This is a genomic window from Allorhizobium ampelinum S4, from assembly GCF_000016285.1.
GTDB classification, from domain to species: Bacteria; Pseudomonadota; Alphaproteobacteria; order Rhizobiales; family Rhizobiaceae; genus Allorhizobium; species Allorhizobium ampelinum.
Window position 1 is genome coordinate 2,582,997 of the sequence record NC_011989.1, and the last position, 24,434, is coordinate 2,607,430.

General features: G+C 58.0%; 23 protein-coding genes. 13 read left to right on the forward strand and 10 right to left on the reverse strand.

The window, feature by feature from the left end; translation table 11 throughout:
* Positions 1 to 134 precede the first annotated feature (134 nt).
* Positions 135 to 578: a biotin transporter BioY gene (locus AVI_RS12290; protein WP_234617733.1), complete on the forward strand. Its 444-nt coding sequence runs from the start codon at positions 135 to 137 to the stop codon at positions 576 to 578.
* Positions 575 to 1,561 carry a biotin synthase BioB gene (gene bioB, locus AVI_RS12295; protein WP_015916651.1) on the forward strand — a complete coding sequence of 329 codons (987 nt, stop codon included), beginning with the start codon at positions 575 to 577 and terminating at the stop codon, positions 1,559 to 1,561. The genes AVI_RS12290 and bioB overlap by 4 nt, the downstream gene beginning before the upstream one ends.
* Positions 1,562 to 1,653: 92 nt before the next feature.
* Here bioB and AVI_RS12300 read toward each other — a convergent pair whose 3' ends face one another.
* Positions 1,654 to 2,109, reverse strand: a complete 456-nt coding sequence (locus AVI_RS12300) for a GatB/YqeY domain-containing protein (RefSeq protein ID WP_015916652.1) — start codon at positions 2,107 to 2,109, stop codon at positions 1,654 to 1,656.
* Between the two features lie 337 nt (positions 2,110 to 2,446).
* On the opposite strand from AVI_RS12300, the gene carA reads away from it, so the two are divergent.
* Complete coding sequence (gene carA / locus AVI_RS12305) at positions 2,447 to 3,667, forward strand: glutamine-hydrolyzing carbamoyl-phosphate synthase small subunit (RefSeq protein ID WP_015916653.1); 1,221 nt, start codon at positions 2,447 to 2,449, stop codon at positions 3,665 to 3,667.
* Between the two features lie 96 nt (positions 3,668 to 3,763).
* On the opposite strand, the gene AVI_RS12310 is transcribed toward carA, so the two are convergent.
* Positions 3,764 to 5,161, reverse strand: coding sequence for an MATE family efflux transporter (locus AVI_RS12310; protein WP_015916654.1), 1,398 nt, complete (start codon positions 5,159 to 5,161; stop codon positions 3,764 to 3,766).
* Between the two features lie 259 nt (positions 5,162 to 5,420).
* A complete protein-coding gene (locus tag AVI_RS12315; protein WP_015916655.1) occupies positions 5,421 to 6,323 on the reverse strand; it encodes a LysR family transcriptional regulator in 903 nt (300 codons plus the stop codon).
* Between the two features lie 103 nt (positions 6,324 to 6,426).
* On the opposite strand from AVI_RS12315, the gene AVI_RS12320 reads away from it, so the two are divergent.
* Entirely contained in the window at positions 6,427 to 7,416 is a 990-nt protein-coding gene (locus tag AVI_RS12320; protein ID WP_015916656.1) for an aldo/keto reductase, read from the forward strand.
* A 6-nt stretch (positions 7,417 to 7,422) separates the two neighbouring features.
* Here AVI_RS12320 and ypfJ read toward each other — a convergent pair whose 3' ends face one another.
* The 3 genes from ypfJ to AVI_RS12335 form a co-directional block, all read right to left on the reverse strand.
* Positions 7,423 to 8,322 (reverse strand): KPN_02809 family neutral zinc metallopeptidase, encoded by a 900-nt coding sequence (gene ypfJ / locus AVI_RS12325; protein ID WP_015916657.1) that lies wholly within the window; start codon positions 8,320 to 8,322, stop codon positions 7,423 to 7,425.
* 162 nt (positions 8,323 to 8,484) lie between these two features.
* Positions 8,485 to 9,168: a glutathione S-transferase family protein gene (locus tag AVI_RS12330; RefSeq protein ID WP_015916658.1), complete on the reverse strand. Its 684-nt coding sequence runs from the start codon at positions 9,166 to 9,168 to the stop codon at positions 8,485 to 8,487.
* A 552-nt stretch (positions 9,169 to 9,720) separates the two neighbouring features.
* Positions 9,721 to 10,455, reverse strand: a complete 735-nt coding sequence (locus tag AVI_RS12335) for a DUF1868 domain-containing protein (RefSeq protein WP_015916659.1) — start codon at positions 10,453 to 10,455, stop codon at positions 9,721 to 9,723.
* Between the two features lie 280 nt (positions 10,456 to 10,735).
* On the opposite strand from AVI_RS12335, the gene carB reads away from it, so the two are divergent.
* From carB to AVI_RS12360, 5 genes are all read left to right on the forward strand, one after another.
* Entirely contained in the window at positions 10,736 to 14,218 is a 3,483-nt protein-coding gene (gene carB, locus AVI_RS12340; RefSeq protein WP_041698122.1) for a carbamoyl-phosphate synthase large subunit, read from the forward strand.
* 168 nt (positions 14,219 to 14,386) lie between these two features.
* Positions 14,387 to 15,652: a DUF2235 domain-containing protein gene (locus AVI_RS12345; protein ID WP_041698123.1), complete on the forward strand. Its 1,266-nt coding sequence runs from the start codon at positions 14,387 to 14,389 to the stop codon at positions 15,650 to 15,652.
* A gap of 447 nt (positions 15,653 to 16,099) precedes the next feature.
* Positions 16,100 to 16,576 carry a transcription elongation factor GreA gene (greA, locus tag AVI_RS12350; protein ID WP_015916662.1) on the forward strand — a complete coding sequence of 159 codons (477 nt, stop codon included), beginning with the start codon at positions 16,100 to 16,102 and terminating at the stop codon, positions 16,574 to 16,576.
* An 80-nt stretch (positions 16,577 to 16,656) separates the two neighbouring features.
* Entirely contained in the window at positions 16,657 to 17,760 is a 1,104-nt protein-coding gene (locus AVI_RS12355; RefSeq protein ID WP_015916663.1) for a glycosyltransferase family 4 protein, read from the forward strand.
* A gap of 10 nt (positions 17,761 to 17,770) precedes the next feature.
* Complete coding sequence (locus AVI_RS12360) at positions 17,771 to 18,598, forward strand: glycosyltransferase family 25 protein (RefSeq protein WP_015916664.1); 828 nt, start codon at positions 17,771 to 17,773, stop codon at positions 18,596 to 18,598.
* Here the strand turns inward: AVI_RS12360 and AVI_RS12365 are convergent.
* The 3 genes from AVI_RS12365 to AVI_RS30555 form a co-directional block, all read right to left on the reverse strand.
* On the reverse strand, positions 18,552 to 19,304 hold the full coding sequence (locus AVI_RS12365; RefSeq protein WP_041696895.1) for a hypothetical protein: 753 nt from the start codon (positions 19,302 to 19,304) through the stop codon (positions 18,552 to 18,554). The two genes, AVI_RS12360 and AVI_RS12365, sit on opposite strands and share 47 nt — an antisense overlap.
* Before the next feature lie 68 nt (positions 19,305 to 19,372).
* The gene (locus AVI_RS12370) at positions 19,373 to 19,900 is read right to left on the reverse strand and encodes a hypothetical protein (protein ID WP_139192292.1); all 528 of its coding nucleotides are present in this window, start codon (positions 19,898 to 19,900) and stop codon (positions 19,373 to 19,375) included.
* Between the two features lie 270 nt (positions 19,901 to 20,170).
* Positions 20,171 to 20,410 carry a hypothetical protein gene (locus AVI_RS30555; protein WP_071203903.1) on the reverse strand — a complete coding sequence of 80 codons (240 nt, stop codon included), beginning with the start codon at positions 20,408 to 20,410 and terminating at the stop codon, positions 20,171 to 20,173.
* A gap of 104 nt (positions 20,411 to 20,514) precedes the next feature.
* On the opposite strand from AVI_RS30555, the gene AVI_RS30560 reads away from it, so the two are divergent.
* From AVI_RS30560 to AVI_RS12385, 3 genes are all read left to right on the forward strand, one after another.
* On the forward strand, positions 20,515 to 20,841 hold the full coding sequence (locus AVI_RS30560; protein WP_139192293.1) for a hypothetical protein: 327 nt from the start codon (positions 20,515 to 20,517) through the stop codon (positions 20,839 to 20,841).
* Positions 20,842 to 20,898: 57 nt separating this feature from the next.
* Entirely contained in the window at positions 20,899 to 21,513 is a 615-nt protein-coding gene (locus AVI_RS12380) for a sulfotransferase family 2 domain-containing protein (protein ID WP_041696901.1), read from the forward strand.
* Positions 21,514 to 21,707: 194 nt separating this feature from the next.
* Positions 21,708 to 22,700 carry a WaaS/CpsH family glycosyltransferase gene (locus tag AVI_RS12385; RefSeq protein ID WP_015916668.1) on the forward strand — a complete coding sequence of 331 codons (993 nt, stop codon included), beginning with the start codon at positions 21,708 to 21,710 and terminating at the stop codon, positions 22,698 to 22,700.
* A gap of 57 nt (positions 22,701 to 22,757) precedes the next feature.
* Here AVI_RS12385 and AVI_RS12390 read toward each other — a convergent pair whose 3' ends face one another.
* On the reverse strand, positions 22,758 to 23,225 hold the full coding sequence (locus tag AVI_RS12390) for an Lrp/AsnC family transcriptional regulator (protein ID WP_015916669.1): 468 nt from the start codon (positions 23,223 to 23,225) through the stop codon (positions 22,758 to 22,760).
* 232 nt (positions 23,226 to 23,457) lie between these two features.
* Between AVI_RS12390 and trxB the strand changes: the two genes are divergently transcribed.
* Positions 23,458 to 24,432 carry a thioredoxin-disulfide reductase gene (gene trxB, locus AVI_RS12395; protein ID WP_041696902.1) on the forward strand — a complete coding sequence of 325 codons (975 nt, stop codon included), beginning with the start codon at positions 23,458 to 23,460 and terminating at the stop codon, positions 24,430 to 24,432.
* Positions 24,433 to 24,434 lie beyond the last annotated feature (2 nt).

Here is a 24,434-nt window from a genome sequence, read left to right on the forward strand (position 1 = left end):
TGGACACTTCTCTTCTTTCTCGAGTCCATAAGAATAAATTTTCAATTTTTATCGATAAAATAATAGTTGTTTCAGCCGGCGTGCTGCTGATGACCTTGGCTGCCAAAGTGCAAATCCCCTTCTGGCCGGTCCCAATGACACTGCATACCTTTGCGGTGATGGCGTTCGCGCTGATGCTTGGGCCGCAGATGTCGCTGACCATCTTCACCACCTACCTGGCCGTCGGTGCTGTTGGTGCGCCCGTGTTTTCCGGCTCCCCGGAACGCGGCATCGGCCTTGCCTATATGGTGGGGCCAACCGGTGGCTATCTTGCCGGATACTGGCTTGCGGCGTGGCTAACCGGTTTGATCGGCCATGGACGCGGGCTGGCGATGCACCTTGTTGCCAGTTTTGCCGGTCTGGCATTGGTCTATGCCGCAGGTCTCGTCTGGCTTGCCTTCTTCGTTCCTGCCGCAACACTGCTGTCCGTTGGGCTCCTGCCCTTTCTGGGTGGTGACCTGGTGAAATGTGTTCTTGCGGCGCTGATCGCCAGCCAGTGGCCATCAAAGGCAAAACGCCAGCAGGAGACGGAGCAATGAGTGAGGCTGCGGGCGAAATTCGCAACGACTGGAGCGTGGAAGAGATCGTTACCCTTCACAATCTACCCCTTCTGGAACTGATCGGCCATGCCAACGCTGTCCATGGCCGTCACCACAACCCGAATGTCGTGCAGAAGGCAAGCCTGCTGTCGATCAAGACCGGCGGTTGCCCGGAAGACTGCGCCTATTGCCCGCAATCGGCCCATCACCGGGAGGTGAAGCTGACGAAAGATCGCCTCATGCAGCCAGAAACCGTGCTGGCGCTTGCAAAGCGGGCGAAGGATGCCGGTGCCGAGCGCTTCTGCATGGGAGCCGCATGGCGGCAGGTGCGCGATGGCAAGGAGTTTGACGCCGTACTGACCATGGTGCGCGGCGTTCGCGATCTCGGCATGGAAGCCTGCGTGACACTTGGCATGCTGGAAAAGCATCAGGCTGAGAAACTGGCCGAGGCCGGACTGACGGCTTACAACCATAATCTGGACACCAGCCCGGAATTTTACGGTGAGATCATCACCACCCGCAGCTATGCAGACCGGCTGGAAACCCTGTCCATCGTCCGCTCTTTCGGCATCGACCTCTGTTGCGGCGGCATTATCGGCATGGGCGAAACCATCCGCGATCGCGCCTCCATGCTCCAGGTGCTGGCATCGATGCGCCCACATCCCGAAAGCGTCCCGATCAACGCGCTGGTGCCTGTGGAGGGGACGCCGCTTGCCGCCATGCCGCGGATCGATCCGCTGGAACTGGTGCGCATGGTGGCAACGGCGAGGATTGTCATGCCGAAATCCACGGTCCGTCTGTCGGCCGGGCGCTCGACATTAAACCGGGAAGCGCAAATTCTTTGCCTGGTTTCCGGTGCCAACTCGGTCTTCTACGGTGATACGCTGCTAACCACGCCCAATGCCGGCATAGGTGAGGACGAAGCGCTGTTTGCCGCCATCGGCGCATTGCCACACGAGGCTGCGCCACTCGCCGCAGAATAAACAAAGCAGGAAGCCGCTATAGATATAAAGCGCAGTAGCGACTTGTTGTGCGCCATCCATGGCGCACAACGCTGTATACGGAGGCTTCAGCCTTACTTCGTCAGCAATTCCTTCACCAAGCCGGACGCCTTGGCGAAATCCATCTGACCGGCATAGCGTTCTTTCAAAGCGGCCATCACCTTGCCCATGTCGCGCACGCCTTCGGCGCTGATTTCGGTGATAATGCCGGAAATCGCTTCGCGGACTTTATCGTCATCCATCTGCTCGGGCATGAAACCCTTGATGATCGCCACTTCCTCGCGCTCCTGGGCGGCAAGCTCGGGGCGGGCATTGTCTTCGTAAATCTTGGCCGATTCCTCGCGCTGCTTCACCAGCTTGGCCATCAGCTGGAGGATGTCGTCATCGCTGGCCTCATCCTTGCCCTCACCGCGATTGGCGATATCGCGGTCCTTGATGGCCGATTGCACCAAGCGGATGGTGGAAAGCCGGCGGCTATCCTTGGCTTTCATCGCTTCCTTCAGCGCAGTCGTCAGATCCTCGCGTAGCATGTCTTCATCTCCTTGGGTGACTGTGGAGCCCCTGGCCGCCGTTCGAACGGCACCGTGGCTCGCTTCAGGCGTGGTGATACCCCTCCCGGAGGCTCCGCGCAATGCGGGGGTCTTTCAAGACTTCAAGGGAAAACACCTCTTTTACCTGAGGAACAATTGACCCGGCCTACGCTTCTCGTCTATGTACCATCGCCTGCACAGACATCGACATCAGGTTCCCGCACGCGCATCTTTTGCTGCGCGAGGAGCCTTGGCACACTTAGATACTGGCACACACAGATAGCCACGCGCCGCCGGTTTGCATCGGCCGGGGCAAGCGGCTGGAAAAGGAACGGATATGACCGCAACATCGCCATTGCCCACCGCAGCCTGGACAACAACCAAGCCGACAGCGCTTCTGGTTCTGGCTGACGGCACCGTCATCGAAGGTCAGGGCGTCGGCGCCACCGGCGATGTTCAGGCCGAGGTGTGCTTCAACACCGCGCTGACCGGCTATGAGGAAATCCTCACCGATCCCTCCTATCTCGGCCAGATCGTTACCTTCACCTTTCCCCATATCGGCAATGTCGGCACCAATGAGGAAGACATTGAAGACCTGACGCCTGCCGCCCGCCACGGCGCGGTCGGGGTGATCTTCAAGGCCGATATTACCGAGCCCTCCAATTTCCGCGCCACCAAGCACCTGGATACCTGGTTGAAGGCACGCGGCATGATCGGCCTGTCTGGCGTCGATACGCGGGCGCTGACCGCCTGGATTCGCGAAAACGGTGCGCCAAACGCCGTCATCGCCCATGACCCGAACGGCAATTTCGACATTGAGGCGCTGAAGGCCAAGGCCAAGGCCTGGAGCGGGCTGGAAGGTCTTGATCTTGCCAAGGTCGCTTCCTCCGGCCAGTCCTCGACCTGGGGCGAAAAGCCATGGGTCTGGAATGAAGGCTTTTCCGAACTGGCTGACAAGGATGCCGATTATCACGTCGTCTGCGTGGATTTCGGCGTGAAGCGCAATATCCTGCGGCTGTTCACCGGCCTGAAATGTAAGGTCACGGTCGTGCCTGCCAATACCAGCGCCGAAGATATCCTGGCGCTGTCGCCGGATGGCATTTTCCTCTCCAATGGCCCTGGTGATCCGGCGGCAACAGGGGAATATGCCGTGCCCGTGATCAAGGAACTGATCGAGACCGATATCCCGTTGTTCGGTATTTGCCTTGGCCATCAGATGCTGGGTCTGGCGCTGGGCGCCAAGACTGAGAAGATGCATCAGGGCCATCACGGCGCCAACCATCCGGTTAAGGATTTCACCACCGGCAAGGTGGAGATCGTCTCGATGAACCACGGCTTCGCGGTGGATTCGAAGTCTCTGCCGGAAGGCGTTGAAGAGACTCATATTTCGCTGTTCGACAACACCAATTGCGGCCTGCGCCTGACCGGCAAGCCGGTGTTTTCCGTTCAGCACCACCCGGAAGCATCGCCCGGCCCGCAAGACAGCCATTACCTGTTCCGCCGCTTCATCAACATGGTGCGCGAGAAGAAGGGCGAACCGGCTTTAGCCGAGCGCTGAACCACAGATAACAGCCGATGAAAAACATAAGCCGACCAATCACTTGGTCGGCTTATTTGATTCTCATGCAGAGCCTTATGACAAGACCAGAAAGCTTTACCGGCTCATCATCCGCATCTCGTGGCGCAGGCGCAGCCAGAACCGCAGCCCCATCATCACGGCAGCGCTGGAAAGCCCGATCAGGAAACCGAACCAGACGCCAAGACCGCCCATCCCCAAGGGAAACGCCATGAACCAGGCCAGCCCGAAGCCAATAGGCCAATAGGAAATCAGCGCCAGGACCATCGGCACGCTGGCATCCTTCAGGCCGCGCAGCAGCCCAGTGGCAACCGCCTGCATACCATCGACCAGCTGGAAAATACCGGCGACCACCACCAGCGGCGCTGCATAATCCAGCACCGCCGCCGCATCACCGCGGCCACGGTCGAGGAACATTCCGCTCAATTCATTGGAGAAAAAGAAGAACAGCAACCCGCCGATCACCGAGATCAGGGCTGCCATGCTGACAACCGTGATGGACGCCCGCACCACATCGGTAAAATCGCCGCGCCCATGGGCAACGCCGATCCGCACGGTGGCGGCCTGCGCCAGCCCCAGTGGGATCATGAAAGCGATGGAGGCCAATTGCAGGGCAATGCCATGTGCGGCCAGTTCAATCGTGCCAATGCTGCCCATCAACAGGGAGGCAGCCGTAAACAGGCTGACTTCGGCCAACACCGTCACGCCAATCGGCAGGCCAAGCTTGATCACATCGCGCAACGCATCCCAATCGGGCCGCCAGAAGCGCACGAACAATTCGTATTTCCGGGTAACACTGTTGAAATGCAGATAGAGACCCATGGTGATCATGGCGAAGACATTGACCGAAACCGCCACCCAGGCAGCCCCCAGAATGCCGAAAGCCGGAAAGCCGAAATGGCCCAGCACAATGCAGTAAGCAAGGGCGGCATTCAGCACCAACGTGGCGATGGTGATATAGAGGACGATCTGCGCCCGCCCGATGGCGCTGACCAGCGCCCGCATCACCGCAAACATCAGCGCCACTGGCAGGCTCAGCCACATGATGCGGATATAGCTCGAGGCGAGCTCGACCACCTGCGGCACCTGCCCCAGGGCCAGCAACACATCACGCGAGTAATGGAAGAGCGGCCACGTCACCACGCTATAGGCCAGCGACACCCACAGACCCATGCGAATGGAGCGGCGTGCCAGACGCACATCGCCCTTGCCATAGGCATTGGCCACCATCGGCATGACGGCGATGGAAAAGCCGGAACCGAAAATGAACACCGTGAAGAAAAATTGCCCGGCCAGCACCAAAGCCGCCAGCGATTCGGCTCCCAGACGGCCGACAATCACCACATCGGTCGTGTGGATTGCCAGCTGCGCCAGTTGCGCCCCCGCCAGGGGAATGCCCAGCGCCAGCGTGGCGCGAACATGGCTAAGCCAACTTTCAATGGGCGCGCCAAGGCGCTGGGACGAGGCATAAGTCATGAGAACTTCCAAAACGAAAAAAAGCCGCTTCCAGTCTGGCTGGACGAGCGGCGGGATTTCAGCATCGTATACCGGACATGGCGCATACAGGTCAGCTGCAATGCATATTTTCTTCTCAACCGACGTTTTTCTGCTCAACCGACGGCGGCGTGAGGAAATAATATGCAATTGCCTCGGTACGTCAAAGCCGTGACGTTTTCAAGACACAAGCAGATGCTTCAGAAAAACTCGTCGTCTCATCACAGTTGTTGATGGGCGATCAACCGGGATCGCCATGCTGGCGGATATAATCGACGAAAACCCGCAAGGGTACGGGCATGTGGCGACGGCTATGATAATAGAGGAAGGGACCGGAAAACTCGTCCTCCCAATCGGTCAGCACCCTCTCCAGCCGTCCGGCATTCAAATCCTCGATCACGAAGTCCTCGAATGTGCCCATCATGCCAAGTCCGGCCCGCACTGCGGCCAGTTCGAGATCGACCGTCTCGGCGATCAACCGGGGTGGCGGGGAGACATTGATCGCCTCACCCTCGCGTTCGAAATGCCATTCATTCACCCGGCCACTGTTGAAACGATGCAGAATGGAGCGGTGATGGATCAGGTCGCGCGGATGTTCCGGTCTGCCGTACTGCTCAAGATAAGACGGTGCTGCCACGCAAACATAGCGCTGGCGGCGCGGGCCAATGGGAACCGCGATCATGTCCTGATGCAGCGCCTCTTCATAGCGGATGCCCGCATCGCAGCCTTCAGCCAGCACGTCGATCAAAGCATCGTTGACAGTCACCTCCAGCAAAATGTCTGGATAGGCGGCCAGAAAACCGGTCACAACAGGCGGCAGCACACAGCGGGCGACGATACCCGGCACGTTAAGCCGTAACCGTCCGAAGGGGCGCTCGCGAAACTGGTTGATATCGTCAAGTGCCAGCTCGATATCGGCCAGCGTCGGCGACAACCGTTCCAACAGCCGCGCTCCGGCATCGGTCAGGGTCACGCTGCGGGTGGTGCGGTTCAGCAGCCGCACGCCAACCCGCGCCTCCAGCCGCCGCATCGCCTCGCTCAATGACGAGGCCGAAACACCGCGCAACTTTCCGGCTGCCCGGAAGTTTCTCAACCGGGCAATGGTGGCGAAGGCATCGAGATCGGCGAGCGGCAGATCGTTCATTGTGCAGAATTCCAAACAACACATACGGAATAAACAGGATTATCGCACAAAGCCAAACAGCGTAAACCTGTTTTCAGACAGACAGCAGAAAAGGAAACTGGATATGCAAACGGTAAAACTTGGAAAATCCGGCCCTCAGACCTCGCGCCTTGGATTGGGATGCATGGGCATGTCAGGTATGTATGGGCCTTCCGACCGCACGGAAAGCCTCGCCACCCTGCACGCCGCCATTGATGCCGGGGTAACGCTGATCGATACCGGCGACTTCTACGGCATGGGCCACAATGAAATGTTGATTGGAGAAGGGTTGAAGGGCGGCCTGCGCGACAAAGTGCAAATCAGCGTCAAATTTGGCGCTCAGCGCGACCCGGCGGGCGGCTGGATCGGGTACGACGCACGCCCATCAGCCGTAAAGACGGCGCTGGCCTACACGCTGCAACGGTTGGGCACCGATCATATCGACATTTACCGCCCGGCCCGGCTCGATCCCAATGTGCCGATCGAAGAGACCATTGGCGCCATCGCAGAGATGGTCCAGGCCGGCTATGTCAGGCATATCGGCCTGTCGGAAGTCGGCGCAGATACCATCCGTCGGGCAGCAGCCGTTCATCCGATCGTTGACCTGCAAATCGAATATTCGCTGATATCCCGCGGCATCGAAGATCAGATCCTGCCGACCTGCCGTGAACTCGGCATCGGTATTACCGCCTATGGGGTTTTGTCGCGCGGTCTGATCAGCGGCCACTGGACCGCACCGACGGCACCAACGGATTTCCGCGCCCATTCTCCGCGCTTCCAGGGCGAGAATGCCAACCACAATCTGGCGCTCGTCGAAGCCCTGACGCAGGTTGCGTCGTCAAAAGGCATGACCACAGCGCAAGCCGCCATTGCCTGGGTGCTGGCCAAGGGCGAGGATATCGTCCCTTTGATTGGTGCTCGCCGCCGCGACCGGTTGAAGGAATCGCTTGGCGTGCTCGACTTTACCCTGTCACAGGAGGATATCGCCGCCCTCGAGGCGGCAGTGCCCAAGGACAGCGCCGCCGGTTCCCGCTATGCTGAAGCGCAAATGGCGCATCTGGACAGCGAAAAGTAGCCGCCCTCAAATCGGGCCGGAAAACGTGTCGCAGGCATCCATCCGGCCCTGGTCATAGCCTTTTTTGAACCATGCCATCCGCTGTGCGGCGGAGCCGTGGTTAAAACTCTCAGGCACAACATAGCCCTGGGACCGCTTCTGAATCGTATCGTCGCCAATCTGCCGGGCGGCGTTCAATGCTTCCTGCAGATCGCCCGCCGAGAGCAATCCCTGCTGATCGGCCTTCCGACCCCAGATCCCGGCAAAGCAATCGGCCTGCAATTCGACACGAACCGACATCCGGTTGGCATCGGCGGCATTCATCGAGCTGCGCATCTGGTTGAATTTCGGCAGAATCCCGGTCAGGTTCTGCACGTGATGGCCGACTTCATGGGCAATCACATAGGCCTGAGCAAAATCGCCAGACGCCTGAAACCGTTTGGAAAGCTCGGTGAAAAACGCGGTATCGAGATAGATACGGCGATCCCCAGGGCAGTAGAACGGCCCGGTCGCAGCGGATGCCGCACCACAGGCAGAGGGATATTGACCGGAAAACAGCCGCAGCTTCGGCATCTCATAGGTCGCGCCGCGCTCCTGAAATGCCGCGGTCCAGACATCCTCGGTGGACGCCAGCACGCGGCTGACGAAGACTTTCATCTCGTCCTGAGCCGGCGTCGTTTGCTCGGATTGCTGCTGATAGGAAGACGGGGCGGAGCTACCGCCCTCCTCCAGCAATTGCAACATATCGATGCCCATCAGCCGAAGACCGAAATAGATCAGCACCAGAACGATGATGGTTGAAAAACTCAAACCACGCCCACTGCTGCCAATCGGCAGCCGGATACCGCGCCGGCCAAAGCCGCCACCGCCTGATGCACCCCTGACATCCTCGAGATTTTCGGACTGACGACGCCCATCCAGTTCCATCGGTTCTCTCCCCGGCCGCATATGCAGAACGCTCATGTTCAGCAAAAACTGCCGCCGTGCAACAGCAACGGCGGCAGGCTGGTAACGGCTTGGGGCCAACAGTGTTCCAAACACTCTTAAGCTCAACAGTGTTCCAAACGCTGGGTTTGAAGAAAAAGCCGGTCAGGTCTTGGCGAACATATAGGCACCCCCACGTTCCAGGGCGCGCTGATAGGCCGGCCTGGCACGGATTGTGGAAAGATAGGAACGAAGGACTGTAACATCGCCCGTATCGCCGGAAATCGACAGCACCGATTCCACCGGGAAGCTCATGGCGATATCGGCGGCGGTAAAGTCCGGTCCGGCAAAATAACCGTCCTTGCGCAATTCCGCCTGCCAGAAGGCCAGATGTTCGCCGATCTGCGGATCGATCATCTTGCAGCAAACGCCATCGGAGATCCGCTGGGCCACACCGCGCAACAAAAACGGCATTTGCTTGGATAGTCTTGAGAATACAAGTTTCATCACCAGCAGGGGCATGGCCGAGCCTTCGGCATAATGCAGCCAGTAACGGTAGCGCAGGAAAGCGTCGCTGCCCGGTGCCGGACGCAAAACCGTCTTGCCATTGGTATCGGCGCCATAAGTGTCGATCAGATATTCGATAATGGCACCGCTTTCGGCGAAGATCCGGCCCTCGTCTTCGATGACAGGTGATTTTCCCAGCGGATGCACGGCCTTCAATGCCGCCGGTGCATGCATATCAGCACCGCGCTTGTAGGTTTTCACCTCATAAGACAATCCCAGCTCTTCCAGTAGCCAGAGAATGCGGTGCGCCCTGGAATGCTCCAGATAATGGACGGTAATCATCGGCAGGTCTCCTGGCTTATATCGGTTGCCTGGGCAGATAGGCCGCAGCCAGAGCATTTCCAGGATAAGTGTGAAACGGTTTTACGTCCGCAAAGGTGATGATTGAAAAAATGTCTCATGAAAATACCTTGGATTTTTAAAATCTGCTGTCATGCACCTGGCATTTGCCCGAACAGCCACGGGACATGACGAAAATCAGGCTGCACCCCTTGCCCTGGCAAGTCGATATCCAATTTTGCAACCCTGACAGTGCATTAAAAAATGCCATTCGCCTTGAAGGCGCCACTAAAAAGGGGCAGCTAGGGGAAATGGTCGAGGACGGCGTCCGTTTCCCATAAATTCCCGTGGGATCAAATAGTTAAACAGTCGTCTTGTTGAGAATTTCTAAAAAAAACCGAGGCCAGAGAAGCATAGGAATGTCGCAAAACGGCGGCAGACTCTGTTTGCGAAAAGCATAAAAACCCCATGGCTTCGATCTGGAAAAGCCAACAGGGTTTTAGATACCTGCGACGCGAAAACGGTACAATATCGTATTGCTTAACAGTCGTTTTTTTAGTCGATATTATCCTGCAATACGATCAGTTCTTCGAAATGTTTCATGTCGTTAAAGGCACAGAAAGCCGGAGGATCAAGGGCGATATCCTCAAATTGCTCCAGGAATTCTTCTCGCGCCGTCTCCAGCATGGCCTGCCACTGAAAAAGGGCCGCCTCGGAAAATGGCCTGATGACATAGGCAAAGGTGATATGAAATTCGTAAGTCTCATGGTCTGGATGGCGATAGCCGAACAGATCCGCCAACCTGTCACGCCACTGGGCCAATGCCCGGCGATCCGCCTCACCCACTGGCTCCAACCGAAGCCCCGTCGGCAGCATCCGGGCAATCTTCATGCGAAAATCTGGCCCGGGCGCAAAATATGTCAGCCGCTGCGCGAGGATTTCCGTCATGTCGTCGATTGGCGCATCCAGCGGCAGATCCTTTGGCCAGAAAACGGCGGTGCGCCGATATTCGATAATGCCCTGAAACAAGGTCATATGCAGGCTGGAGGCAGGGGTAACGGCCAGGTGGTCAGCCTCCGGCATTTGCTTGTAGCGCTCCTGCAAGGCGACAATCGCCTTCTGGCTTTCACTTCCTGCGCGAAGATGACAGACAATGGTGTTGCCCGGTTCGGGTAGGAAATTGCCTTCAGCATCGAAACGGATGCCGAGATGTTTCGATGGTCCAGAGCGGCCAGCCGCAGAGAAACGAATGAGGTCGGACGACAGTTGCGTCTGCGGCATGAGGGCCATCTCCTTTGAAACCGAACAGGTTTTCTACAGCGCCTGCGCAAATGGCATGTGACAAACCAGTCCATTTTTCACTGTAATGTCCCAGGGGAAATTGCCGGACCACATCCCCGCCGCGCCTGCCCTTCACTTATCCGTAGAAAAAGCGAAAACGGGGGTTCCGCTGATCGCCACAATTCCCTATAAGCCGCTTCTAGCCTGAAATACCATGGATCTGCGCCCGACCGGTGATGCCCCTCACCTTGGCCGGTTTTTCGCGCAGGTGAAGAGATCGGATAGAGACATGCCAAAGCGCCAAGACATTAAATCCATCCTCATCATCGGCGCTGGACCGATTGTCATCGGCCAGGCATGTGAATTCGATTACTCCGGCACCCAGGCCTGCAAGGCGCTGAAGGAAGAAGGCTACCGGGTCATCCTGGTCAATTCCAACCCGGCAACCATCATGACCGATCCGGGCCTGGCCGACGCAACCTATGTCGAGCCGATCACCCCGGAAGTGGTCGCCAAGATCATCGCCAAGGAACGCCCGGATGCACTGCTGCCGACCATGGGCGGGCAGACGGCCTTGAACACCGCGCTCTCCTTGAAGCGCATGGGCGTGCTGGACCGCTATAATGTCGAGATGATCGGCGCCAAGCCTGCCGCCATCGACATGGCCGAAGACCGCGCCCTGTTTCGGGAAGCCATGGCCCGCATCGGCCTTGAGACTCCGAAATCCATGCTGGCCAATGCCACCGAAATCAAGGATGCCGACCGCAAGACCCATGAAATTGCCCGCAACGAGGTAAAGGCCCGGCTTTCCGGCGACGCGCTCGACAAGGCGCTGGATGAGCTGGAAAACCAGTGGAACCTCGGCGAAACCGACCGCAAGCAGCGCTATATGAACCATGCCATGGCGGTGGCAGCCCAGGCGCTTGACGTTGTTGGCCTGCCCACCATCATTCGCCCGTCCTTTACCATGGGCGGCACCGGCGGCGGCATTGCCTATAACCGCTCGGAATTCTTCGAGATCATCGGCTCCGGCCTTGACGCCTCGCCGACCACCGAAGTGCTGATCGAGGAATCGGTGCTGGGCTGGAAGGAATATGAAATGGAAGTGGTCCGCGACAAGGCGGACAATTGCATCATCATCTGCTCCATCGAAAATATCGATCCGATGGGCGTCCATACCGGCGACAGCATCACCGTTGCCCCGGCCCTGACGCTGACGGACAAGGAATACCAGATGATGCGCAACGCTTCGATTGCGGTGCTGCGCGAAATTGGTGTTGAGACCGGCGGCTCCAACGTGCAGTTCGCGGTCAATCCCAAAGACGGTCGTCTCGTCGTCATCGAGATGAACCCGCGTGTGTCGCGCTCGTCGGCGCTGGCCTCCAAGGCGACCGGCTTCCCGATTGCCAAGATCGCCGCCAAGCTTGCGGTTGGCTATACGCTGGACGAGTTGGACAACGACATTACCGGCGGCGCGACGCCCGCCTCCTTCGAGCCATCGATTGATTACGTCGTCACCAAAATCCCGCGCTTTGCCTTCGAGAAATTCCCTGGTGCCGAACCGACGCTGACCACTGCGATGAAATCGGTCGGCGAAGTCATGGCGATTGGCCGCACTTTCGCCGAATCCTTGCAAAAGGCGCTGCGTGGCCTGGAAACCGGCCTGACCGGTCTGGACGAAATCGAAATCCCCGGCCTTGGCCAGGGCGACGACAAAAACGCCATCCGCGCCGCCATCGGCACCCCGACCCCGGACCGGCTGCGCATGGTGGCCCAGGCGCTACGGCTCGGCATGTCGGAAGCCGAAGTGCATGAAGGCTGCAAGATCGATCCGTGGTTCATCGCTCAGTTGAAGGCAATCACCGATCTGGAAGCCCGCATCCGCGAACATGGCCTGCCAGAAGACGCCGAAAATCTGCGGATGCTGAAAGCCAAGGGCTTTTCCGATGCCCGCCTTGCCAGCCTGTCGGGCAAGCGTCCAAAGGAAGTGGCCGAGCTGCGCAACGGCCTCAATGTCCGCCCGGTCTTCAAGCGCATCGATACCTGCGCTGCCGAATTCGCGTCACCGACGGCTTACATGTATTCGACCTATGAGACGCCGTTCGTCGGCGCACTGCGCTCGGAAGCGCACGTGTCGGATCGCAAGAAAATCGTCATCCTCGGCGGTGGCCCGAACCGCATCGGCCAGGGCATCGAGTTCGACTATTGCTGCTGCCACGCCGCCTTCGCCCTGAAGGATGCAGGTTTTGAAGCGATCATGATCAACTGCAACCCGGAAACCGTCTCCACCGACTATGACACCTCCGACCGCCTGTATTTCGAGCCCCTGACGGCGGAAGACGTCATCGAAATCCTGCGCGCCGAACAGGAAAAGGGCGAAGTTGTCGGCGTTATCGTGCAGTTTGGCGGCCAGACGCCGCTGAAGCTGGCCGAAGCCCTGGAAAAGAACGGCATCCCGATCCTCGGCACCGCGCCTGACATGATCGATCTGGCCGAAGACCGCGACCGGTTCCAGAAGCTGTTGATGAAGCTGGACCTCAACCAGCCCAATAATGGCATCGCCTATTCGGTCGAGCAGGCCCGCCTTGTCGCCTCTGAAATCGGCTTCCCGCTGGTGGTACGCCCATCCTACGTGCTGGGTGGCCGGGCCATGCAGATCATCCATAGTGAGAGCATGTTGCAGAGCTACCTGCTGGATACCGTGCCAGGCCTGGTGCCGGAAGCCATCAAGCAGCGGTATCCAAATGACAAGACGGGCCAGATCAACACCCTTCTCAGCAAGAACCCGCTGCTGTTCGATAGCTACCTCACCAACGCAATTGAGGTGGATGTCGATGCGCTGTGCGATGGCGAAAGCGTCTTCGTCTCCGGTATCATGGAGCATATCGAAGAGGCTGGTATCCATTCCGGCGACAGCGCCTGCTCGCTGCCATCACGCTCGCTGAGCACCGAAGTCCTTGACGAGCTGGAGCGCCAGACAGCCGCCATGGCCAAGGCGCTGCATGTTGGCGGGTTGATGAATGTGCAATATGCCATCAAGGATGGGGTTATCTACGTTCTCGAGGTTAACCCACGCGCCTCGCGCACCGTGCCGTTCGTGGCCAAGACCATCGGCGCGCCGATTGCCAAGATCGCCGCCCGGATCATGGCGGGTGAAAAGCTGGATGCGGCGATTGCCGCCTACGGCACCAAGCCCGATCCGCGCAACTTGAAGCATATCGCGGTCAAGGAAGCGGTGTTCCCGTTTGCCCGCTTCCCCGGCGTCGATACGCTGCTTGGCCCGGAAATGCGCTCGACCGGCGAAGTGATCGGCCTAGATACCAGCTTTGCGTTGGCCTTCGCCAAGAGCCAGCTCGGCGCCAGCGTCGAGCTTCCCCGCGACGGCGCGGTGTTCGTGTCGGTGCGTGATGAGGACAAGGTCCGCATTCTGCCCGCCATCAAGCTGTTGACCTCCATCGGCTTCAAGGTTCTGGCCACCGGCGGCACGCAACGCTTCCTCGCCGAACAGGGCATCGAGGCGGTCAAGATCAACAAGGTGCTGGAAGGCCGTCCGCATATCGAGGACGCCATCCGCAACCGGCAGGTCCAGCTGGTGATCAATACCACCGATAGCAACAAGGCGATCTCGGACTCCAAATCGCTGCGCCGCGCGGCCCTGATGCAGAAAGTGCCTTATTACACCACGATGGCCGGTGCGCTTGCCGCTGCCGAAGCCATTGAGGCGCTGAAAAAGGGCCAGTTGGAAGTTCGTCCGCTGCAAAGCTATTTCTGACAGCCCGCCCAATAATCGACGCTGTCCGTCAGCACATGGCCGTTCTTGAACAGACTGTGAGCGAATGCGACCGAAGGGTGAGGCTTTCCGCCTGACCCTTCAAAAGCCAGGGATGCTGCACCACGCTGATAATGCTATGAAAACCCCTTGATCTGGCAAGGGGACAGCGTGGGCAAAAACATCGTCATTCTGTTTGACGGCACGTCGAATGAAATTTCAGCCAGCCGCACCAATATCGTCAGACTGCTTGGCTGCCTGACCCGCAGCGACCAGCAATTGGTCTATTATGAGCCGGGCGTCGGCACGTTCGGTGCAGACGACAACTGGCTGCGACTTGCACGCCAATCCGCCGAAGTCTGGGGCCTGGCAACGGGCTGGGGTCTCGACCGCAATGTCAAGCGCGCCTACCGGTTTCTTGTTGAGAACTATCGGGCCGCACCGAGGGACGACGCCGGCAACACAATTGGCGAGGACGACAGGATCTACATCCTCGGTTTCAGCCGCGGCGCCTATAGCGCCAGGGTTCTGGCCGGCTTCATCAACAGCCTGGGCATTATTGCGCCGAATTTTCTCAATCTTGTGGACTACGCCTACCGGACCTATAAAACCATTCCCATAAGCGAGCGGCATGGCGAAACGGCTGACATCGTCAGCCACTCGGCACCCTCCGCCTTTGCCGCCATGCGTCTTTATGAGCGGACATTGCGCGGCTACCGTCCGGCGATTGCCTTTCTCGGCCTGTTCGACACCGTATCGACGGTGATCAACCAGACACAGAGAGGTCTCACATTCCAGACCTTTCCCTTCACGACCCGCAATCCAAGCGTCGCCGCTGTCCGCCAGGCCCTGGCCATTGATGAGCGGCGCACGATGTTTCGACCGGTCTATTGGAAGTCCGGCCAGCCATTCTGGGGCAGCCCGTTCAAGCCGGAGGACCCGCATATGATCAAGCCTCAGGATTTCAAACAGGTCTGGTTTGCCGGCTCCCATGGCGATGTCGGCGGCGGCTATAGCGAGACGCAGAGCGCGACGGCCAAGATTCCGCTGGCCTGGATGATCGCCGAAAGCAGGCCATTCGGGCTGCACTACGACGAAGACACCGTCCATGACATCGTCTATGGCGAGGATGACGACAACGACCATGTGAAGCTCGATCCACTGGCCCCGATCCATGATTCCATGACCTGGTCCTGGCTGCCGTTCGAGATCGTGCCGCGTCGCGTACCCTTTTCCTCCTGGCGCTGCCGGCCTCCCAAGGGCTGGTATCTGCCGCTCTGCGACCCTCGCTCTATCGAAAAAGGCAGCGTCATCCATCAATCCGTCATCGACCGGCTGGACCACCCATCGAGGACGACCCCCTACAGGCCACCCAATATGCCGCCGCCCGGCGATTACTCAATCGAGCCTTGGTCTACCAAGCCGATTGAAGATTGACCGGCAGAGCGCTCCATGAACCAAAACGAGACAGCCCCGCCTTCGCATTTACAAAAAATCATCCTTGATCGAAGGTTAACATCCACGCAGGCCGAATCATCGCATAGAGTTGAGCGTAGAACCGGCGATAGACGGCAGAGATAATGACCCCAAGGATGAAATACCTGCTTCTGGTCTTTGCGATTTCAATTGCGATGTGGCTTGTCGCCATTGCCCTTGTTAACGACATCTGGAAGCTTATATCAGCGCAGTGACACGGTTGCGCCTGGGCAGTTGTGCCGGATGGACAGATTGAAAATACGTCCATTCGAAATCTCTGGAAATTGACTGTTACAGTCTGCTATAATGTCACGAGTTGGATATGTGGCTGGTTCCGTAGCTTTGCTTCGGAACCTGTTTTATTTTCATGGCCACGCCATGCGGGCATGAAAGGTGAAGGAAGAGGACATGGTTGATAAGGTACCGATGACGCAGAACGGCTTCTCCAAGCTTCAGGAGGAACTGCGCTGGCGTCAACAAGAAGAACGTCCTCGGATCATTGAGGCCATTGCCGAAGCGCGCGCCCATGGCGACCTTTCGGAAAATGCCGAATATCATGCCGCCAAGGAAGCCCAGAGCCATAATGAAGGCCGGGTCTCCGAACTCGAAGATCTGACTGCGCGCGCGGAAGTCATCGATCTGTCGAAAATGTCCGGCTCGAAAATCAAGTTCGGCGCCACCGTCAAGCTGATCGATGAAGATACCGACGAGGAAAAAATCTACCAGATCGTCGGCGATCAGGAAGCCGATGTGAAGGCTGGCCGTATCTCGATTTCCTCGCCAATTGCCCGCGCCATGATTGGCAAGGAAGCCGGTGACAGTATCGAAGTCGTGGCTCCCGGCGGCTCAAAGGCTTACGAAATTATCGCGGTCAACTGGGGTTGATCTCCAGCCTCTGCTATTGAAAAAAGGCGCGCCTTGCAGGTGCGTCTTTTTTCTGTGAGTGCGTAACATCAAATGTAGCCATGATGGCGAAAGGTACCCTGTGCGTGCTTGATCCTGCTTCAATCCTTGTGGTGGCTCCTCATTTCAAGCGGCGACTCTCGGGCGTAACCTCCACCGTGGTGCAATTGATCCCGCAGCAGCGCCGCCGTGGGCTGGCCATTGCCACACTTGGTCCCGGCCTGCCGGAGACCATGCCCGCCCTCACCTTCGCACAAATGCCAGCCTTGTGGAAAAAGCCGCGCGGCGCTTCCCATCGCGTCTGGCATGCCCGGCGCAATCTGGAAATGTTGGTAGGCGTGGTGTTGCGCGATGTGTTGCGCATGCCGCTGAAACTGCTGTTTACCTCGGCGGCCCAGCGTCATCACAGCCGCTATACCCGTTGGCTGATCTCGAAAATGGATGCCGTGGTCGCCACCAGCGCCCGCTCCGGCTCATTTTTGCATGTACCGCATAGCGTTATCCGCCATGGCATCGACACCGAACTGTTTCATCCGCCGCAAGGTGCCGAGGACAGGATCGCAGCCACCAACCTGCCGGGCGATTATCTGATCGGCTGCTTTGGTCGGGTGCGCCATCAAAAGGGCACCGATCTATTCGTCAAAGCAATGATCGAACTTCTACCCCGCTATCCCGGCTGGACAGCCGTGGTCTCCGGCCGCGTCACCCCGGAACATAAAGGTTTTGCCGAGGGGCTGAAGGCGCAGATTGCCGCGGCCAGTCTGACGGAGCGGATCGTTTTTCTGGGCGAGGTCGAGGATATCAAGCCGTGGTATCGGCGGCTGACGCTCTATGTCGCGCCCTCGCGCAATGAAGGGTTTGGCCTGACGCCACTGGAAGCCATGGCGTCCGAAACCGTGGTGGTCGCATCGGATGCCGGGGCCTATGCGGAACTGATTGCCGAAGGGGCAACCGGCGCCGTGGTTGCCGCCGATGCCTATGCGCCGCTGCGTGATGCAATCGAGCCTTATCTGGCCGATCCCGGTCGCGCCTGCCTGCATGGCAAGGCGGCCGTTGCCCATGTGCGGGAAAATTTCGCGCTTGCCAGAGAAGCGGCAGGGCTGGAGGCGGTCTATAGCCGATTGCTCGGCAGGCCGGTCATCGCGCCGCCCGCGCCCCAACCATAAAGCCGACGCCATGCAGGTGCTGATCATCAATCTCGACCGCGCCCGTGAGCGTCTAGCCTTCCAGCAAGCGCAGATGCGCGCTCTTGGCCTTTCGTTTACCCGTATAGCAGCCTTGGATGCCGATCATCTTCCCGATCTGGGCGAGGCCTATTGGAACGGCTGGGAAAGACCGATTCGGCCTGCGGAACGGGCCTGCCTGCTCAGCCATCGCCAGACCTGGGAGACCATTGCCGCAGGCGCAGACCCCGTGCTGGTGCTGGAAGACGATGCGGTTCTGTCCGATAAAGTGCCTGCTCTTCTGGAAGCACTGCGCCATCGAACCGATCTCGACCATGTGACGCTGGAAACGCGCAGCCGCAAAAAACTTGTCGCTCGCGCCAGCCTCTCCGATCTGCCACTGCGCCGACTCTATCAGGATCGCTCGGGGGCCGCGGCCTATATTCTCTGGCCAACGGGAGCTGCCAAGCTTCTCCAGCGCAGTGCACGCCACGGTGCCATTGCCGATGCGGTGATCTGCGCGGCCTATGAGCTTGCCTCCTTCCAGGCCGATCCAGCGCTGGCCGTGCAACTGGATCGCTGCGCGCCCTATGGCCTGCCTAAACCGATTGCGACCCAGTCGTCGATTTCGCCCACTCAATCAGAAAAGCAGCGCCCCTCCCTCGCCTTTCGGCTCAGGCGGATCAAGGCCCAGTTGCGAATGGGCCTGCGTCAGCTTTGCCACAGCCAGGATGCGCAGCGACGGCAGGTGCCGGTCCGGCGCGAGGATTTCGACTATCTGAAGACCTTGGCGGTCACTCAGACCACCAGCCCGTCCGCCCCCGGTGATGCTGCGCCTTGAGGCGGGCAAAGGCGGTATCTTCCACCTGCAACCGGTCGAAGACGGTTTTCAGCATCAGTCCAACAGGGCCTTGCGCCATCAATCCGTCCAGCCGCCAGCGCATGTTGCGCAGGGTATCGTCGGTGCCGATGGTAAAGCAGGACAGGCCGGAAAACAGCGGAATCAACTCCGATTGCAGCCGCTCCAGCTTTTGCGCGTCGGCCGGTGCCGGAGCCGTCGCCAGCACCCGCTCGGTTTCATAGATTTTCACCGTATTGACCAGCAGCGACACCAGCATGGCTCTTGCCCGCTCCCCGGCATCCGGGTGATGATCGACAAAACTGTCAGCAGCCGAAACCAGCCAACGCAGATTGAGGTTTTCGCAAAGGAAATCAGCCTCCGCCTCCCACAGTGCCTGCAATTGTGCGAATGTCTGCTCCACCTGGAATTCGCGGCGCAGCAGCACGATCAGCCGGGCATGATGCCAGAGCAATTCCGGCTGGCCCGCAAATTCGCGGCGCAGGTTTTCCAGATGCAGATCAAGCGATTTTTCCGAGCCGCGCGTCTGCTGCGCAGCGTCACCCTCGACGATCTGATGTTTGAGCGCCTGATAATCCAGATCCCCCTCAGCATGGCGCGAGGCACCCCAGCGTTTGCGATGCTGATTAAGGGAAAAGAACCGCTCAAGCCGGTTTTTTTTGCGAGGCCGGGTTTTCTTGCCGAACATGCCCTATCCTGTCACGAAGGTCTCAGCAGCCTGATGAGAGGCAGCCACACAAAGCGCAACAAGGCGCATCACAGTCCCTGTAGCTGAAAACCAGGCAGAACGGAATGGGCAGGACTATGGCGCGCCTGACGGCTAACGCCGGCGCACCGCATGGCGAGAATAGGTGCAAACCGTTTCAACACATCCCCGGCGCGGATTTCGTCCAGCGTCCAGTGGGCATAAGCGATATCATAGAAAAGCTGCTCGCGTTCCGGCAAAGGCGGATCGACCACATCCTCGATCTGTTTGGAGCAAATCGGCGCGGCGATATTGAAGCGTGATAGCGTGATGACCGGCACGCCTTGCAGCAGGGAATCCAGCGAAAAAGACGAGGAATAGCATATGGTGCAATGCGCCCGCGCCAGTTCATCGACAACGGTGAGGGACGACAGGCCGGAAAGGTGCAGGCCGGAAACTGTCGCAAGCTCTGCCTCCAGCGCCGCGAAATCCTCGTTTTTCATGCCCGGATGTGGCCGCACGATGATGGGCCGATCCGTCAGCCTGCGCACGTGGCGAGCGGTTGCCACCAACCACTGCCGAACATCCATGCCACGCATGGCCGCGTCTCCGGGAATCTGCCCGATGATCAACACATGCTCACCAGCGCTGCGATAGGGCTTCAGTCCAATGTTCAGTGCGGCGCTTTGCTGTTCCCAGCGGTCCGGCGGGCTATTGGCATTACAGAAATCACCCTCGCCGGGCAGGGAACCGTCAAGGGCGATCCGGTAAAAATTATGCTTGAATTTATACAGGCTGCGGCGATGTCCAAGCAGGGTATGATACCAGTTAAACGATCGCTTGCTGGTCTCACGCCCCCAGAATCCGACTTAGACCGTCAGCAACGGCCCCTTATGCTGAACGGCAATAGCGGTGCGCAAGGCATGGACCGGCGTCGAGTCACGCCCGAAAGATCCGAAGATCACGGCGACGTCGCAGGGTTTATAGCTCGCGTCCTCCACGAGCGACACGCGAAGAGACGGATGAGAATGTTTCGCAAAGGCCTCGAAGGGGAATTCCTTCTTGGTTGCCCGAAACACATTGACGTTTATCGCATCAGATACCTGCATTTCGGTGTCCTTTTGCCCGTCACACGGCAATCTCCAGGCTGTAAAGTACCGGGATTCCAAACTACCGATCATAAACCCGTGATTGTCACAGGACCAATCAATTCGTGTTTGTATTCACTGGACAACAGCGATTTCTCCCAGTTTTCCCTGAAAAGAAACGCGGATACACCCGTATTTTTGAACAGGCCTTCCCAGCCCCGGACGAACTTGTGATTTTTTTAAAAAAACCCTGGCGCGAATCAGTAACTTATTGGTTACTACAATATCAGAGCATTCTATCCTCCAAGCGCCGCATCTGGCGCAAAGCGGATGACGTCAGATGTAGGGATCAAGATGAACTTGATCCCTCTATCGATGCGGGATTGTTGTGCCGTTATACGGCATCAGGAATCGCGCAGCAGATTGGGAACATTACAGCATCATGCATTTGAGAAAATGCATGGATGTTGAGGCGCTGGGACAGCGCTATCACTTCAAAAGGGGGGACCATGACGGTCGTTGCGCCAAACTTTGTCTTTGTACATGTTCCGAAATCCGCCGGGAGATCCATCACCAGGGTGCTGGGTGGCGAGACACAGGGGGTTCCGACCCATACGCCGTACACGAAGCTCGCCAATTTCGGCATCGACAAGCGTTTCAGCTTCGGCTTCGTTCGAAACCCATGGGACCGAATGGTATCCCTTTACTCGTTTCTTTGCCAGAAACGGCTACAAGCCTATGAGTGCCCCGATTACCAGCAGTATATTCGCGATATCGGCTTCAAAGCCTGGCTGCTTGAAGATGAATATTATTCGCGGCATGACGAACATTGGCCAGATGAAGCCCTGCCTCCTCTTCAACGCCGCTCGCAATTGTTCTGGTTGTCCGGCTGCGACTTCATCGGAAAGATCGAAAACATCAATTCGGATTTCCGCCATATCCGCAAACGGATCGGATTGAAGCCGACCTTGATGGAAAGACTGCGTCTGACCAGCCCCGTCCCGAAGAAGAACAGCTCGAAACGCGGCAATTATACCCGCTATTTCGATGAGGAAACCAGAGCCTTTGTTGAGGCCCATTTCCAGGAGGAAATCCGCGTGTTCAACTATACATTCGGCTCCTGATACCCAATCTCGAAAATGTGAGCCGCGCCCTCGCCGTGAAGGCACGCAAATATCTCAAACGCTTGCATCGCTTGAGATATTTGCAAAAATGATGGGTGCGATCATTTTCAATGACTCTTCGTAGAAAATCTGTTTGAGATAAAATCAGGGCGCTGACCGTAAGCAGAACAGCGTCGGATTTCGAGGAGCCACACGTGATATCTGCCCCCTTACACAACGCGCGACTGAAAGTCGTATGCATTGGCTTCTGGGCAGATTACGAAGACTATTTCTGGACCAGGGCCGATACCACGCGCTTTGATGTCGCAGTCGTCAACGTCAAACAGCAAGCGCGCCGTCAGCTGATCTTCAAGATCCTGCCGCGCTTCTGCCGGAAATACGTTTACGAGAAGATACTCACGGATCATATTGCCCGCCATCCCGACGCCTTGTTCATCGTCAACGAGCGCGAGGAGATCGTGGATTATCTTCACCGCACGCGCCCCAAGGCCTCTATTGCCGTGGTCGTGCGCAATCCAATTGCCACAAAAAACGGCATGGGACCTCTGTTGCGCGATCTTCATGCCGCCGGCTATCCGGTTCTGTCTTTCGACCAGGCCGATTGCGAGCGCTACGGCTTTGAATTCTACAGGCAATTTATCGCCGCGGTAGACGGTGTCCGCTCGGTCAATCCAGTCTACGACTTCGCCTTTCTGGGCAAGGACAAGGGACGCAAGGATCTGATAGAGACACTCAGCGATCAGTTGACACAAAAGGGCTTTAGCACCTCTATCCGCTTCACCGAGGTGAAAAAACACCGCAAGACACTGACCGAACGTCTCGCCAAGAAACCTGTCAACAAGCCCTATCCCGCCTATCTCGCCGAAAATCTTGCCGCACGCTGCATCATTGATATCGTCCAGAACGGCCAGAAGGGCTTGACGCTGCGACCGCTGGAAGCCGCTCTCTACGGACGCAAGCTCATGACCAACAATCGGTCTGTGCGCGACGAGGAATTTTATCATCCAGACAATGTCTTCATTCTCGGTGAGCATTCAAACCGCCCACAGGGCCTGGAAGGAATAGAGGATTTCTGCAAGGCGCCCTTCGTCAAAATCTCGCCGCAGATTATGGCGCTCTACTCGGTCGATGCGCTGATCGACCAGATCATTGGCCTGACCAAGCCCACATCAAATCTTGAGAGATAACAACGCAAATCAGGGACGATGATTTTGCGGCAAGGCGCAATCAAATATCCACCAGCGTCAAATATCCACCAACCCAAGCCGCTTGATCTGCCGGATCGTCAACAGGGTTTTCACCGTATCGACATGGCTATTGGCTGTCAGAGTCTCGATGACGAAATCCTGGAAACTGGTAAGGTTATCGGCCACGCAATGCAGCAGGAAATCGCTTTCGCCATTGACCATCCAGGCCTGGCGCACCAGCGGCCATTGTTCTGTGGCGGCGGCGAAACTCTTCAGATTGGCTTCCGACTGATGTTTCAGGCCTACCATGCAGAAGGCAACCAGATCGAATCCCAGTTTGGGGCCGCTTAAAGCCGCATGATAGCCTTGAATAATGCCCGTCTCTTCCAGCTTGCGCACCCGGCGAAGGCAGGGCGGTGCGGAAATACCGACGCGCTCCGACAGTTCGACATTGGTCATCCGACCGTCGCGTTGCAACTCTCTTAGAATTTTGATGTCGATGGCATCCAAATCAGCGCGAAACACGCGGTCACCCTTTTATCAAACTCCATGCGCGCTTATGACCCTGACCGGGTTCCAACGCAAGAAAATGTCCGTTTGCCGCAGTAAAATTACGGTGGATGGAATTGCCCTGTTATAAACGCAGAGCTGCCCTTGAATAAATGCATGGAGCCTTCATAAATGAAATGAAGAAAAGGCGAGGCAGGCATCCTATATGCCGCACACCACACGTCCCTCGCCACGGAAAGGAAAGACCATGTCCGCCCGCCATACCAAAGTGCTGATTATCGGCTCTGGTCCCGCCGGTTATACCGCCGCCATCTATGCAGCCCGCGCCATGCTGAAACCGGTGTTGATCGCCGGCATGGAACAGGGCGGCCAGCTGATGATCACCACCGATGTGGAAAACTATCCCGGCTTTGCCGATCCGATCCAGGGCCCCTGGCTGATGGGCGAAATGCTGAAACAGGCAACCCATGTCGGCACGGAAATCGTCAACGACCTGGTGACCGAGGTGGAAACCACCCGCCGCCCCTTCACCGTGAAGACCGATTCCGGCGCAGTCTGGACCGCCGATACGCTGATCATCTGCACCGGCGCCAAGGCGAAGTGGCTGGGCATCGAGAGCGAGCAGCATTTCCAGGGTTTCGGGGTTTCGGCCTGCGCCACCTGCGATGGGTTTTTCTATCGCAACAAGGACGTGATCGTGGTCGGCGGCGGCAATTCGGCGGTCGAGGAATCCCTCTACCTGTCGCATATCGCCAAGACCGTCACCGTCGTGCATCGCCGCGACAGTTTCCGCTCGGAGAAGATTTTGCAGGAGCGGCTGTTTGCCAAGGATAATGTCAAGGTCCTCTGGAACACCGTCATCGATGAAGTCACCGGCATCCCGGCCAAGCCGCCAATGCCGCCATCGGTGACCGGCGTGCGGCTGAAGAACCTCGACAGCGGCATCGTCACCGATACCCCCATCGACGGCGTCTTCGTCGCCATTGGCCATGCGCCGGCGGTGGAACTGTTCACGGGCAAGCTGAAATTGAAGCCAAATGGCTATCTGTGGACCGCCCCGGATTCGACCGCGACCGACGTGCCCGGCATTTTTGCCGCCGGCGACGTGACGGATGATATCTACCGCCAGGCTATTACTGCTGCCGGCATGGGCTGTATGGCCGCCCTTGAGGCAGAACGTTATCTTGCCGCGGAGATTATCCCGGCTCAGGCCGCGGAGTGAGG